Genomic DNA, 13,430 nt, shown 5'->3' with positions numbered 1-13,430 from the left:
TCGCGATTCGGCCACGCGGACCGTGCCAGGGGAAAGGTCGGCGTCAGTGTGCCGCGGCGGACGTGCTCTTACGGGTCGAGACGATCTGGTCGACCAGGCCGTAAGCGAGGGCGTCCTCGGCCGTCAGGATCTTGTCACGCTCGATGTCGTCGCGGATCTTCTCGATCGGCGTCGAGGAGTGCTTGGCCAGCATCTCCTCCAGCTGGCTGCGCATGCGCAGGATCTCCCGGGCCGCGATCTCCAGGTCGGAGAGCTGCTCACGGCCGGTGCCGCCGGAGGGCTGGTGGATCAGCACGCGGGCGTTCGGCAGGGCCATCCGCTTGCCGGGGGTGCCGGCGGCGAGCAGCACGGCCGCGGCGGAGGCCGCCTGGCCCATGCAGACCGTCTGGATGTCCGGCTTCACGAACTGCATCGTGTCGTAGATGGCGGTCAGCGCGGTGAAGGAGCCACCGGGGCTGTTGATGTAGATCGAGATGTCGCGGTCCGGGTCCATCGACTCCAGGCACAGCAGCTGCGCCATGACGTCGTTGGCGGAGGCGTCGTCGATCTGCACGCCGAGGAAGATCACGCGCTCCTCGAACAGCTTCGCGTAGGGGTCGTACTCGCGGATGCCCTGCGAGGTGCGCTCGACGAAGCGCGGCACGACGTAGCGGTTGTCCATCGGCGCGCCGGTGTAGAGGCCGCTCGCGGAGAGGTTGTTCTGCATCTGGGTGTTCACCGTCCTGGTGGCGTTCGGTGGGCTGGGGCTCTTGAGCGGACTGCCGGGGCTCAGGCGCCCGTGCCGCCGCCGCCCGGAACGCCCGAAGCGGCAGAGATGATCTCGTCGATGAGGCCGTAGTCCTTGGCCTCCTCCGCGGTGAACCAGCGGTCGCGGTCACCGTCGCGGATGATCGCCTCGACGGTCTGGCCGGAGTGGTGCGCGGTGATCTCGGCCATGCGCTTCTTCGTACGGAGGAGGTACTCGGCCTGGATCTTGATGTCCGAGGCGGTGCCGCCGATGCCGGCGGAGCCCTGGTGCATCAGGATGTCGGTGTTCGGCAGGGCGAAGCGCTTGCCGACGGAGCCGCCGGTGAGCAGGAACTGGCCCATCGAGGCCGCCATGCCCATGCCGATGGTGACGACGTCGTTCGGGATGTACTGCATGGTGTCGTAGACGGCCATGCCGGCCGTCACCGAGCCACCGGGGCTGTTGATGTACAGGTAGATGTCCTTGTCCGGCTCGGCGGCCAGGAGGAGCATCTGGGCGGTGATCTTGTTGGCGATCTCGTCGTCGACCTGCTGGCCGAGGAAGATGATCCGCTCGCCGAGCAGCCGGTTGTAGACATGGTCGCCGAGGCCGCCACCGATGGACGGCTCACCCGCGGCGTAAGGCTTCAGATTCGTCACGTATCCACCTGCTCGTCTCCGACGGCCGGGGGCCGTCTCAGCGTCTCGTTCAGAGGGCACTGCCCTCGTATTCATGGACCCTAACGCGCAGGTGGGACAGAGCCATCCCGGTTCCCGAACTGTTCGCTGGGAGCGCAAGGTAGTTGGGGCGTGCGGCGGGGGTCCGCGTACGTCCACGGGCCCGTACGCACAGGGGTGCGTACGGGCCCGTGGCACGGGGTCCGCGTGGGGCGGGGGCCCCTTACTTGTCCTCGGAGACCTCGGCCTCGCCGGTGACGGCCTCGACGGCGTCGGCGGCGGCCTCGACCTCGTCCTCGTCGTCCGAGAGGTCGACGACCTCACCGTTGGTGTCGACGACCTTGGCGGCCTCGACGACGACCGCGAGGGCCTTGCCGCGGGCGACCTCGCCGACGAGCATCGGCACCTGGCCGCCCTCGGCCACGGCCTGGGCGAACTGGTCGGGGCTCATGCCGGAGGAGGCGGCACGGCGGAACAGGTGCTCGGTGAGCTCCTCGCGGGAGACGTCGAGCTTCTCCTTGTTGACGAGCTCATCGAGGATGAACTGCGTCTTGATGCCCTTCTCGGCCTGCTCCTTGGTCTCGGCCAGGAACTCCTCCTCGGTCTTGCCCTGGATCTCCAGGTACTTCGCGAGGTCGAGGCCCATCTGGCCGAGCTGGTGGTGCTCCAGGTTGTGCTTGCGGGTGTTGATCTCGTCCTCGAGAAGCTTCTCGGGCATCGGGACCTCGACCAGCTTGAGGAGCTCGTCGAGGACGCGCTCCTGGGCCTGGGTGGCCTGGTCGAACTGCTTCATGTTCTCGAGGCGCTTGCGGCTGTCGGCCTTGAGCTCGTCGAGGGTGTCGAACTCCGACGCCATCTGCGCGAACTCGTCGTCGAGCTCGGGGAGCTCACGGGCGGCGACGGTGGTGACCTTGACGGTGACCTCCGCGTCCTTGCCCTCGGCGGAGCCGCCCTTCAGCTGCGAGGTGAAGGTGGCCTCGCCACCGGCCTCCAGGCCCTTGACGGCCTCGTCGATGCCGTCGAGCAGCTCGCCGGAGCCGATGGTGTACGACACGCCGTCGGCGACACCGTCCGGGAGGACCTCGCCGTCGACCTTGGCCTCGAGGTCGATGGTGACGACGTCGCCGTCCTGGGCGGCGCGCTCGACCGGGGAGGTCGACGCGAAGCGCTCGCGGAGCTGCTCCACGGACTTCTCGACGTCCTCGTCGGTGACCTCGACCGCGTCGACGGTGACCTCGATGCCGGAGTAGTCCGGGATCTCGATCGTCGGGCGGATGTCGACCTCGGCGGTGAAGGCCAGCAGCTCGCCGTCCTTCAGCTCGGTGATGTCGACCTCGGGCTGGCCGAGCGGGTTGACCGAGGCCTCGTTGACGGCCTCGGTGTAGAACTTCGGGAGCGCGTCGTTGACGGCCTCTTCCAGCACGGCGCCGCGGCCGAACCGCTGGTCGATCACGCGAGCAGGGATCTTGCCCTTACGGAAGCCCTTGACCGTGACCTGCTGGTTGATCTTCTTGTACGCCGCGTCGAGGCTGTCCTTGAGCTCCTCGAAGGGCACCTCGACAGTGAGCCGAACCCGAGTCGGGTTCAGGGTCTCCACGGCGCTCTTCACGGTTCGGTCTCCTTGTGGCTGATTCCTGGAATCCACCGGCACCGCGTGAGGCGGTTCCGGTGGGTCGGCCCGGTCAGAAAGACACACGGGCACACAGCTTGCATAGTAACCGCAAGCGGGATGACGCCCACAACGTGATCAAGAGCGCGTGAGTGGGCACGTGATCGTCATGGTCGGGGTGGCGGGATTTGAACCCACGGCCTTCCGCTCCCAAAGCGGACGCGCTACCAAGCTGCGCCACACCCCGTCGGTGCGACACGTAGGGTACATGGACGGGGACTGTACGGCGCCCTCAGTTTTACCGGTGTGCGCGAACGGCCTTCGAACCGCTACCATGCTCTTCGTGCCGCGGTCCCCGTGACCTGCGGCGCGACGCTGCGCGGGTGTAGCTCAATGGTAGAGCACTAGTCTTCCAAACTAGCTACGCGGGTTCGATTCCCGTCACCCGCTCCACAGGTCCACGGCCCGGTTCGCCTCGCGCGATCCGGGCCGTGGCCGTTTCCCGGCCGTGCGCCGGCTCCGACCCGCCGGTCCGCGTTAATCGCGCGCGCTCCCGCCCGGGCAGTGGCTACGTTCCCCCTTGTCGATCAACCGTTGACCGACGGATCCGGGGAGGGGACCTCATGGAGAAGAGAACGAGAAGATCCACCGTGGTGGCCGCGCTCGCGCTGGCCTGCGCGGCGGGGCTGCTGGGCGGGGGGACCGCGCTCGCGGCGGAGTTTCCGTACACGGTGGCCGAGCCGACGGCGCAGCCGGGCGGGTGCGTGACGGGCGGCGAGCTGCCCTGGGTGGGGAACACCGACGTCAGCCTGTCCGTCCGGACCGTGGGCGAGGAGCCCGACGGGAATTCCCTGGACGCCCGGTTCCGGGTCTGGAAGGAGGGCGCCGCGGAGACTCCCGTCGTCGACGTCGTCGTTCCCACGTCGCTCGGATCGGTGGCCACCCTGGTGGTTCCCAAGGACCGGATCCCGGCGGAGGGCCCGTACTGGTGGCAGGCCCGGGTGGAGCGCGCGGACGGCGCCTCCGCATGGACGGCGCCGTGCGGGTTCGGCACGGACCAGACCCGGCCCGCCGCTCCCACGGTCGAGTTCCTCGACACGGCGTCGTACCCGAACGGGGCACCTTCCGGGACCGTCCGGACGGTGCGCATCAGCCTGCCGGCGGGGACGGAGGCCGCGTACTTCTGCCTCGACCCGCTCGCCGCCACGGGCACCTACGGCTGCGCCGCCGACCGCCGCGTCCCGGTCGGCGCGGACGGCACCACCACCACGACGTTCGTGACCCCGGAGCGCACCGGGCCCGCGAGCGTGTGGGTGCGGGCCTTCGACCGGGCGGGCAACCTCTCCGACACCGCGAACGCCGACTACTGGGTCACCTACCCGTTCATCGAGCCGTTCGGCGACTACGACAGTGACGGCCGTCCCGATCTGCTCGGCGTCGACGCGGCGGGCCGGCTGACGCTGCTCGCGGGTCTGGAGGGCGGCGGTTTCACGTCCCCGGCCGTGGCCGACACCCGGGACTGGACGGGCACGCGGGTGGCACGGGCCGGCCGGCTGATCAACCGGTACGGGCCGCAGGAGGCGAACGACGTGCGCAACGACCTCGTGGCGCTGCGGAACGGCCGGCTGTACGCGTACCCGGGCGACGGCGAGGGCGGTTTCGGCGAGCCGGTGGAGATCACCGGGTTCGACTGGTCCGGTGTCACCCGGTTCGCGCTCGGCCGCCAGGACTACGGGACTCCGGGCCTGGTCGCCGTGAAGAACGGGCAGTTGCTCCACTTCGACGTGTACGCGAGCTGGAACGGCATCCGTGTCGCGGAGCCGACGGTTCTCGCCGCGAGCGGCTGGGACACCAAGGAGCTCGTCGCCTCGGACACGAACCCGGGCGCCGTCCCGGGGACGTTCTGGGCGCGTGACACCCGCAGCGGCACGCTGGAGTTCTTCGGCGTCGACTACGGGACGGAGGCCCCGTACACGCTGGTCGCGCCGGTGACGGTCGCCGCCTCCGGGTTCAGCGTCCGGCAGGTGCCGTCGCTGGTCGCCGTCGGGGATCTGACCGGGGACGAGCGCGGCGACCTGATCACCGCTGACCGGCAGGGCGGGCTCGCCCTGCGTCCGGTGCGGGCGGACGGGACTCCGGCCGCCCCTGAGACGGTCCAGGGCGCGGTGCCGGCCGGGACGCGGCTGTTCTGAGCCGACCGGTCCCACGCGAAGGGCCCCTGCCGGTCTCGGCGGGGCCCTTCGTCGTACGCGCGACGCGTCCGCTCAGAACTTGATCGACGCGACCGTCTGCGTTATCGAGTCCAGGAAGCGCTGGATGTCGTCCGCCATGCCGGTGGAGGCGAGGAAGAAGCCGAAGAGGACCGCGACCACCGCCGGGCCGCCCTTGAGGTTCCCCCCGCGGATCAGCACCACCAGGATGATTGCCAACAGCAACACCACAGACAGTGAAATGGCCACAACTGATCACACCCTCGGTCGGTCCCGCCTTGCCCACCAGGGAGCCCGTGTCCCGGAACACCCCCCGCTGCCTCCATGGTGCCACCAACCCCCCTGCCCTGGCTGCCGGGTGACGAATCGTCGCGAAGAAGATCACATCAGGACGGGGCCGTCGCGGGCGTTCAGGCGGGGCGGGAGATGAGCAGCAGGGCGCGGTCGTCGTTGACGTCCTTGGCGACGGCCTCGATCAGGTGCCAGGCGACGCCGTCGAAGCCTTCGGCGACGCAGCGGTCGGCCTCGCCGGTGAGGCGGTCGATGCCCTCGGCGATGTCCCGGTCCGCGGCCTCGACCAGGCCGTCGGTGAAGAGCATGAGGACGTCACCGGGGCGCAGGGAGCCCTTGACCGGGTGGAAGTCGGCGCCGTCGTAGACGCCGAGCAGCGGCCCTTCGGCGGCCTTCTCCTCCCAGCGGCCGCTGCCCGCGTGGAGCTGGAGGGCCGGGAGGTGGCCGGCGGAGAAGAGCTCGTAGTCCCCGGAGTCCAGGTCGAGGACGAGGTGGATGGAGGTGGCGAAGCCCTCGTCCCAGTTCTGGCGCAGCAGATAGCCGTTGGCCGCGGGCAGGAAGCCGTGCGGCGGGAGCGAGCCGAGGAGTCCGCCGAAGGCGCCGGAGAGCAGCAGGGAGCGGGAGGCGGCGTCCATGCCCTTGCCGGAGACGTCGGTGAGGACGACCTCCAGGGTGCGGCCGCCGTGGGTGCGGGCGGCGACGACGAAGTCGCCGGAGAAGGACTGGCCGCCGGCCGGGCGCAGCGCCATCTCACGGTGCCAGCCCTGCGGGAGGCGGGGCAGGGCGCTCTGGACGCGGATGCGTTCGCGGAGGTCGAAGAGCATGGTGCCGCCGCGCCGCCAGGGCACGCCGACCCGGGCCCTGAACTGGGCGATGAGCAGTCCGAAGAGGCCGCAGGCGGCGACGACGAGGACGGTGCCGGGGGTGACCCGGGCGGGGCCCTGGGTGTACGGGCCGAGGACGACGGACTCCACGATGAGGGCGCCCGCGGCGGTCGCGTACAGACCGAGCAGGCTGGCGGGGCGCAGCAGCAGGCCGCCGGCCACGATGGGCAGGACGAGCGCGGCCGGTGAGCACCAGACGGGGTCGAGGAGGGTTCCGACGGCGATGGCCGGAATCATCAGGAAGAGTCCGGCGAAGGCGAGCCAGTCGGAGCCGTCTCCCCGGAAGTAGTCGACGCCGGATCTGCGCAGCGCGGTGCGGGCCCGGCGGGCGCGCCTGCGCAGCCGGGCCGCGTACGTGTTCACTCCGGCGCGGTGTCCCATTGGCCTGGACCCTATCCATCCCGTCCGACATCGCGCAGGGGTACCCCGGTGACAATGTGCGTGAAATCGGGTCGCCCCGGGCGGGTGCCGCTGATATCGATGGCATATGACGACTGAACTGCGGGTCCTGGACCCGAGTGAGTGGGATCGCTGGTACGCGGTTCTCGAACTCGCCTTCGGGGGCGTGCCCGAGGCACCGGAGGAGCGACAGCTGTGGCGCGACCTGACCGAGTTCGACCGTTTCGTTGGCGTTTGGGACGGTGGCCTGTGCGTGGGGACGGCGGGCGCGTTCACGTTCCGGCTCACGGTGCCGGGCGGGGCGTCGGTCCCGGCCGGCGGCGTGACGATGGTGAGCGTGGCCGGCACGCACCGGCGGCGCGGGATCCTGACCTCGATGATGCGGCGGCAGCTCGACGATCTGCGGGCCGCGGGCGAGCCGCTCGCGGTGCTCACGGCATCGGAGCCGGAGATCTACGGGCGGTTCGGTTACGGCGTCGCCGCGTACGAGGCGCGGGCGACGATCGACACGACGCGGGTGCGGCTCTCGGTGCCGGAGGGCACGGACGGGGTGGCACTGCGGCAGGCCGGCCTGACGGAGTCCTCGGCGGTGTGCGAGGCCGTGTACGCGCGCCTCGTGCCGAAGCGGCCGGGGATGCCGGCCCGGCGGCCGGGGTGGGAGCGGCTGCCGCTGATCGATCCGCCGGGCGACCGGGAGGGCACCTCGCCCCGGTTGTGCGTGCTGGCGGAGCGGGACGGGGAGGCCGTGGGGTTCGCGCACTACGCGATCAAGCCGGACTGGTCGTCCACGGGGGCCGAAGGGGCGGTGCACGTGCACCAGCTGATGGGGCTCGACCCGGTGGCCGAGGCGGCGCTGTGGCGGTTCCTCTGCTCGGTGGACCTGGCCTCGGAGGTACAGGTCCGGAGCCGGCCGGTGGACGACGGCTGGCAGCACCTGGTGAGCGACGTGCGGCGGTGCGCGCCGACCTTGCGCGACGCGCTGCACGTACGGCTCGTGGAGGTGGGCGCGGCCCTGGAGGCGCGGACGTACCAGGCGCCGGTGGACGTGGTGTTCGAGGTGGAGGACGCGTTCTGTCCGTGGAACACGGGGCGGTGGCGGCTCACCGGGGACCAGAAGGGTGCGAACTGTGTCCGTACGGGGGACGCGCCGGATCTGGCGCTTTCCGTACGGGAGTTGGGGGCGGCGTACCTCGGGGGGATCTCGCTGGTGTCCCTGGCGGGGGCCGGGCGCGTGCGCGAGCTGCGGGAGGGGGCGCTGGTCGAGGCGTCGGTGGCGTTCGGGTCACCCGTGGCGCCCTGGTTGCCGCACCGGTTCTAGGCCGCCGCTAGGACCGCTGGCAGCGCGGGCACCAGAAGAGGTTGCGGTTGGCCAGGTCCGCCGTGCGGATCTCCGTGGCGCAGATGTGGCAGGGCTGGTTCGCGCGGCGGTAGACGTAGACCTCGCCGCCGTGGTCGTCGACGCGCGGCGGGCGGCCCATCGCCTCGGGGGTGTGCTCGGGGCGGACCGTGTCGATGCGGTTCAGGCGGACGCCCTCGCGCATCAGCGCCGCCAGGTCGGCCCAGATCGCGTCCCACTCCCCCGCCGTGAGGTCCCTGCCCGCGCGGTACGGGTCGATGCCGTGCCGGAAGAGGACCTCGGCGCGGTAGACGTTGCCGACGCCGGCGACGACCTTCTGGTCCATGAGCAGGGCGGCGACGGTGCTGCGGGACTTCGAGATCCGGGCCCAGGCCCTGCCGGGGTCGTCGCCGTCGCGGAGCGGGTCCGGACCCAGGCGCTCGTGTATCGCCCGCTTCTCCGCGCTCGTGATGTACGCGCAGGTGGTGGGGCCGCGGAGGTCGACGTACCCGTCCGTGTCGGCGATCCGCATGCGGACGGTGTCCGTGGGCGGCGGGACGGGCGCGCCGCCGAAGTTCACCTTGCCGAAGAGGCCGAGGTGGACGTGGACCCACTCCCTGTCCTCGAAGGCGAGGAAGAGGTGTTTGCCGTGGGCCTCGGCGGTCTCCAGGACGGCGCCGTCGAGCAGCGCCGCCGAGTCGGCGAACCTGCCCTGCGGGCTGGTCACCCGCACGGACCGGCCGCCGAACCGTTCCCGGTGGTCGGCGGCCAGTCGGTGGATCGTGTGCCCCTCGGGCATCAGGCGGTCGGCTCCTGCGGGTGGTGGGCCGGGATCGGGGGGAGCTCGCCGGTGGTCTCGTACGCGGTGAGCATGTCGATCCGGCGGGTGTGACGCTCGTCACCGGAGTACGGGGTGTTCAGGAAGATCTCGACGAACTTGGTCGCCTCTTCCCGGGTGTGCATCCGGCCGCCGACGGAGATCACGTTGGCGTTGTTGTGCTCGCGGCCGAGGGCGGCGGTCTGCTCGCTCCAGGCGAGGGCGGCGCGCACCCCCTTCACCTTGTTCGCGGCGATCTGCTCGCCGTTGCCGGAGCCGCCGATGACGATGCCCAGGGCGTCCGGGTCCGCGGCCGTCTTCTCGGCGGCGCGCAGGCAGAACGGCGGGTAGTCGTCCAGGGCGTCGTAGATGTGGGGACCGCAGTCGACGGGCTCGTGGCCGTGAGCGGTGAGCCACTCGACGAGGTGGTTCTTGAGTTCGTATCCGGCGTGGTCGGAACCGATGTAGACGCGCATGGTGCCGAGTGTGGCATGTCAGGGCCCGGGTAGCAGGCATCGGGGTCGGGACCTTCACCCGGTCCGGTACGGACCTTCGACTCTCGCGCGGTCGCCCGCACAACGATCCGGAATGAGGTCTTCCGTTCCTCCCCGTTCACAGTGTTCAATGCTCAGGCTCGCGACCCGAGCGCCCCCACACAGACACGAGGAAGCGTTCATGAACACGCAACCGACCCTGACGAAGGACGGCGAGGAGACCGGTAACCCCGGGACACCGCACTCCTCCGACGGCCTCAAGGCCGGACTCAAGAACCGTCACCTGTCGATGATCGCCATCGGCGGCGTCATCGGCGCCGGCCTGTTCGTCGGCTCCGGCTCCGGCATCGCCGCGGCCGGCCCCGCGATCCTGCTCTCGTACGCACTCGTCGGCACCATGGTCGTCTTCGTGATGCGGATGCTCGGCGAGATGGCCGCCGCCCGGCCCTCCTCCGGCTCCTTCTCCGCCTACGCCGACCAGGCCCTCGGCCGCTGGGCCGGTTTCAGCATCGGCTGGCTCTACTGGTTCTTCTGGGTCGTCGTCCTCGCCGTCGAGGCGACCGCCGGCGCGGTCATCCTGGAGAGCTGGATACCGGCCGTCCCGCAGTGGGCCTGGGCGCTCATCGTGATGGTGGTGCTCACCGCGACCAACCTCGGCTCCGTCGCCTCGTACGGCGAGTTCGAGTTCTGGTTCGCCGGCATCAAGGTCGTCGCCATCGGCGCCTTCGTCGTCATCGGCATGCTCGCGGTCTTCGGCGTGCTCCCCGGCTCCGACAACCCGGGCGCGGGATTCGCGCACCTCAGCGACACCGGGGGCTTCTTCCCGATGGGCGCGGGGGCGATCCTCACCGGTGTGCTGATGGTCGTCTTCTCCTTCATGGGCAGCGAGATCGTCACCCTCGCCGCCGGCGAGTCCGAGGACCCGCAGAAGGCGGTCACCAAGGCCACCAACAGCGTGATCTGGCGGATCGGCGTCTTCTACCTGGGCTCGATCTTCGTCGTCCTCACCCTGCTGCCGTGGAACGACAAGTCGATCGTCGACAAGGGCTCGTACGTCGCCGCCCTCGACTCCATCGGCATCCCGCACGCCGGCCAGGTCATGAACGTGATCGTCCTGACGGCCGTCCTTTCCTGCCTGAACTCGGGCCTCTACACGGCCTCCCGCATGGCCTTCTCGCTCGGCCGGCGCGGTGACGCGCCGAAGGCCTTCGCCAAGGTCAACAAGCGGGGCGTACCGGTGGCCGCGATCCTCGGCTCGGTCGTCTTCGGCTTCGTCGCGGTCTTCTTCAACTACAAGTGGCCGGACACCGTCTTCGCCTTCCTGCTGAACTCCTCCGGCGCGGTCGCGCTCTTCGTCTGGCTGGTCATCTGCGTGACCCAGCTGAGGATGCGCGGCATCATCCTGCGCGAGACGCCGGAGAAGCTCGTCGTGAGGATGTGGCTCTTCCCGTACCTGACCTGGGCGACGATCGCCATGATCGTCTTCGTCCTCGGCTACATGCTGTACGACGGCGGCAGCGCCCGTGAGCAGGTCGTGCTCTCGCTCCTGGTGGCCGCGCTCGTGATCGTGATCGCGCTGGTCAAGGAGCGCGTCACGAAGTCCGCCCGGCAGTAGACCCGGATGCGAGAGGGCCCGCCGTTCCCCGGGGAACGGCGGGCCCTCTCGCGCGTGTACGGGCGTACGGGGCTCAGCCCTTGCGTCCGACCAGCTTCCAGGCGGCCGGCAGGGCGCCCATGGCGAGGGCCGCCTTGAGGGCGTCACCGATGAGGAACGGGGTGAGACCGGCGGCGACGGCCTGGCCGAGGGTCATGCCGGTGGCGAGCGCCAGGTAGGGCACGCCGACCGCGTAGATGACCGCGGAGCCGAGCACCATCACGCCGGCCGTGCGGAGCACCGAGCGGTCGGCGCCGCGTCGGGCGAGGGCGCCGACGACGGTCGCGGCGAGCAGCATGCCGAGGATGTAGCCGAAGGACGGCATGCCGTAGCCGGAGGTGGCCTGGGCGAACCACGGGACGCCCGCCATGCCGGCCACCGCGTAGAGGGCCAGGGCGAGGAAGCCGCGGCGGGCGCCGAGCGCGGTGCCGACGAGGAGGGCGGCGAAGGTCTGGCCGGAGACCGGGACCGGGGAGCCCGGGACCGGGACGGAGAGCTGCGCGGCGAGGCCGGTGAGGGCGGCGCCGCCGACGACGAGGGCGATGTCGCGGGTGCGGCTCGCGGGGAGGAGGTCGGCGAGGACGGTGCCCGCACGGAGGGTACGGGCGGGGGCGGCGACGGTGCTCATCTGTACTCCGCGAGGGTGAGGGTGGGCGGGACAGGTTGACGGTATGCCAGGAGTGAACGCTCGATCACCGTCAGCCGTCGACAAAGCGTGAGCCGACTGCTTCATGGGGTTTCGACAAAGGAACGCTTCATGCCGGATTCCGTACGGCGCGCCACGTGACCCTTGTCACTGGCAGCTCTCCGGAAGAAGCCCCTTTTGCGCCGGAGGGAGGTCAGCGGAGAGACTGTGGGGTCTCCATAAAGTGTCAACTCCCCGAGAGCGCGAGTCCCCCACCATGCGCGACGCCCCGCCGTCCCCTCCGGCCACCGGCCCCCTCACCGAACCGGAGCCCCTCTCCCACGGTCTGAAGCAGCGTCACCTGACGATGCTGGGGCTCGGCGGCGTGATCGGCGCCGGACTCTTCGTCGGCTCGGGCGCGGGCATCGCCGTCGCCGGACCCGGCATCGTGGTCTCGTACCTGCTGGCGGGCACGCTCGCGATGCTGGTCATGCGGATGCTGGGCGAGATGTCGGCGGCCATGCCGGCCTCGGGGGCCTTCTCGGTCCACGCCGAGCGGGCGCTCGGCCGGTGGGCGGGCTTCTCGGTGGGCTGGCTGTACTGGTTCCTGCTCGTGGTCGTCCTCGCCGTGGAGGCGACGGGCGCGGCACGGATCGCGCACGGCTGGGTGCCGGAGGTCCCGCAGTGGGGCTGGGTGCTGATCTTCATGATCGTGTTCACCCTCGCCAACCTGGCGGCCGTGAAGAACTTCGGCGAGTTCGAGTTCTGGTTCGCGGCGCTCAAGGTCGGCGCGATCGTCCTCTTCCTGGTTCTCGGCACGCTCGCGATCGCCGGTTGGCTCCCGGACACGGACCCCGTGGGGCTCACGAACCTGACCGGGCAGGGCGGTTTCCTGCCGAACGGCTGGGCGGGTGTCGTCTCCGGCGTCCTCGCCGTCGTCTTCGCCTTCGGCGGCCTCGAAGTCGTCACGATCGCGGCGGCCGAGTCGGACGACCCGGCGCGGAACGTGGCGCGGGCGGTGCGCAGCGCGGTCTGGCGGATCCTCCTCTTCTACGTGGGCTCGATGCTGGTCATCGTGACGCTGCTGCCGTGGACCTCGATGAAGCCGGGCGAGTCGCCGTACGTGGCGGTCCTGGACTCGATCGGGGTGCCGGCGGCGGGACAGATCATGAACGTGGTGGTGTTCGTGGCGTTGCTTTCGGCGCTCAACGCCAATCTGTACGGCTCGTCCCGGATGGTGTTCTCGCTCGCCGAGCGCGGGGAGGCGCCGAAGGGGCTGCTGAAGGTGTCGGGCGGCGGAGTGCCGCGTCGGGCGGTGCTCGCCTCGGTGGCCTTCGGCTTCGTCTCCGTACTGCTCAATCTGAAGTGGCCGGATTCCGTCTTCCTCTACATGCTCAACGCGGTCGGCGCGGTGCTGCTCTTCGTCTGGGCGCTGATCGCGGTCTCGCAGCTGCGGCTGCGGCGCCGGATCGAGCGGGAGGCGCCCCAGACGCTGACGCTGCGGATGTGGGGCTTTCCGTGGCTGACCTGGGTGGCGCTCGCGGCGATGGGGGCGGTGCTCGTCCTGATGCTCGGGGACGACGCGGCGCGGCCGCAGGTGCTGTGGTCGGGGGCGGCGGCCGGGACGGTGCTCCTGGTGGCCTGGGTGCGGGAACTGCGCACGAACCGGAAGTAGTCCTTCACGATGTGTGAGGCTCGTGACCGTAT

The 13,430-nt window shown here is 70.6% G+C and carries 12 protein-coding genes and 2 tRNA genes; 5 read left to right on the top strand and 9 right to left on the bottom strand.

Going from position 1 to position 13,430, the window contains the following annotated elements; genetic code table 11:
• Positions 1 to 43: 43 nt before the first annotated feature.
• The 4 genes from ACFWUY_RS01505 to ACFWUY_RS01490 form a co-directional block, all read right to left on the bottom strand.
• Complete coding sequence (locus tag ACFWUY_RS01505; protein ID WP_250763772.1) at positions 44 to 706, bottom strand: ATP-dependent Clp protease proteolytic subunit; 663 nt, start codon at positions 704 to 706, stop codon at positions 44 to 46.
• A gap of 62 nt (positions 707 to 768) precedes the next feature.
• Positions 769 to 1,386, bottom strand: a complete 618-nt coding sequence (locus ACFWUY_RS01500) for an ATP-dependent Clp protease proteolytic subunit (protein ID WP_384100728.1) — start codon at positions 1,384 to 1,386, stop codon at positions 769 to 771.
• 241 nt (positions 1,387 to 1,627) lie between these two features.
• A complete protein-coding gene (gene tig / locus ACFWUY_RS01495; protein ID WP_384100726.1) occupies positions 1,628 to 3,013 on the bottom strand; it encodes a trigger factor in 1,386 nt (461 codons plus the stop codon).
• A gap of 170 nt (positions 3,014 to 3,183) precedes the next feature.
• A tRNA-Pro gene (locus ACFWUY_RS01490) sits at positions 3,184 to 3,260 on the bottom strand.
• Positions 3,261 to 3,392: 132 nt separating this feature from the next.
• On the opposite strand from ACFWUY_RS01490, the gene ACFWUY_RS01485 reads away from it, so the two are divergent.
• A tRNA-Gly gene (locus ACFWUY_RS01485) sits at positions 3,393 to 3,466 on the top strand.
• Positions 3,467 to 3,636: 170 nt separating this feature from the next.
• Complete coding sequence (locus ACFWUY_RS01480) at positions 3,637 to 5,205, top strand: hypothetical protein (RefSeq protein ID WP_384100724.1); 1,569 nt, start codon at positions 3,637 to 3,639, stop codon at positions 5,203 to 5,205.
• Positions 5,206 to 5,277: 72 nt separating this feature from the next.
• Here ACFWUY_RS01480 and ACFWUY_RS01475 read toward each other — a convergent pair whose 3' ends face one another.
• Positions 5,278 to 5,472 (bottom strand): hypothetical protein, encoded by a 195-nt coding sequence (locus ACFWUY_RS01475; RefSeq protein ID WP_015033610.1) that lies wholly within the window; start codon positions 5,470 to 5,472, stop codon positions 5,278 to 5,280.
• 161 nt (positions 5,473 to 5,633) lie between these two features.
• Positions 5,634 to 6,779, bottom strand: a complete 1,146-nt coding sequence (locus ACFWUY_RS01470; RefSeq protein ID WP_384100722.1) for a PP2C family protein-serine/threonine phosphatase — start codon at positions 6,777 to 6,779, stop codon at positions 5,634 to 5,636.
• A gap of 106 nt (positions 6,780 to 6,885) precedes the next feature.
• Between ACFWUY_RS01470 and ACFWUY_RS01465 the strand changes: the two genes are divergently transcribed.
• A complete protein-coding gene (locus ACFWUY_RS01465) occupies positions 6,886 to 8,115 on the top strand; it encodes a GNAT family N-acetyltransferase (RefSeq protein ID WP_384100720.1) in 1,230 nt (409 codons plus the stop codon).
• A 7-nt stretch (positions 8,116 to 8,122) separates the two neighbouring features.
• Here ACFWUY_RS01465 and ACFWUY_RS01460 read toward each other — a convergent pair whose 3' ends face one another.
• Together ACFWUY_RS01460 and ACFWUY_RS01455 are read right to left on the bottom strand one after the other, a co-directional pair.
• Complete coding sequence (locus ACFWUY_RS01460; RefSeq protein ID WP_384100718.1) at positions 8,123 to 8,932, bottom strand: Fpg/Nei family DNA glycosylase; 810 nt, start codon at positions 8,930 to 8,932, stop codon at positions 8,123 to 8,125.
• Positions 8,932 to 9,426, bottom strand: coding sequence for a ribose-5-phosphate isomerase (locus ACFWUY_RS01455; protein WP_030222594.1), 495 nt, complete (start codon positions 9,424 to 9,426; stop codon positions 8,932 to 8,934). Before ACFWUY_RS01455 ends, ACFWUY_RS01460 begins: the two co-directional genes overlap by 1 nt.
• A 199-nt stretch (positions 9,427 to 9,625) precedes the next feature.
• Between ACFWUY_RS01455 and ACFWUY_RS01450 the strand changes: the two genes are divergently transcribed.
• Positions 9,626 to 11,059 (top strand): amino acid permease, encoded by a 1,434-nt coding sequence (locus ACFWUY_RS01450; RefSeq protein ID WP_384100716.1) that lies wholly within the window; start codon positions 9,626 to 9,628, stop codon positions 11,057 to 11,059.
• A gap of 73 nt (positions 11,060 to 11,132) precedes the next feature.
• Here ACFWUY_RS01450 and ACFWUY_RS01445 read toward each other — a convergent pair whose 3' ends face one another.
• Positions 11,133 to 11,726, bottom strand: coding sequence for a biotin transporter BioY (locus tag ACFWUY_RS01445; protein WP_384100714.1), 594 nt, complete (start codon positions 11,724 to 11,726; stop codon positions 11,133 to 11,135).
• A gap of 274 nt (positions 11,727 to 12,000) precedes the next feature.
• Between ACFWUY_RS01445 and ACFWUY_RS01440 the strand changes: the two genes are divergently transcribed.
• Positions 12,001 to 13,398: an amino acid permease gene (locus ACFWUY_RS01440; RefSeq protein ID WP_384100833.1), complete on the top strand. Its 1,398-nt coding sequence runs from the start codon at positions 12,001 to 12,003 to the stop codon at positions 13,396 to 13,398.
• Positions 13,399 to 13,430 lie beyond the last annotated feature (32 nt).

The organism is Streptomyces sp. NPDC058664 (assembly GCF_042716635.1).
Taxonomy (GTDB): Bacteria; Actinomycetota; Actinomycetes; order Streptomycetales; family Streptomycetaceae; genus Streptomyces.
This window is presented reverse-complemented; position numbering and strand designations above follow the sequence as displayed.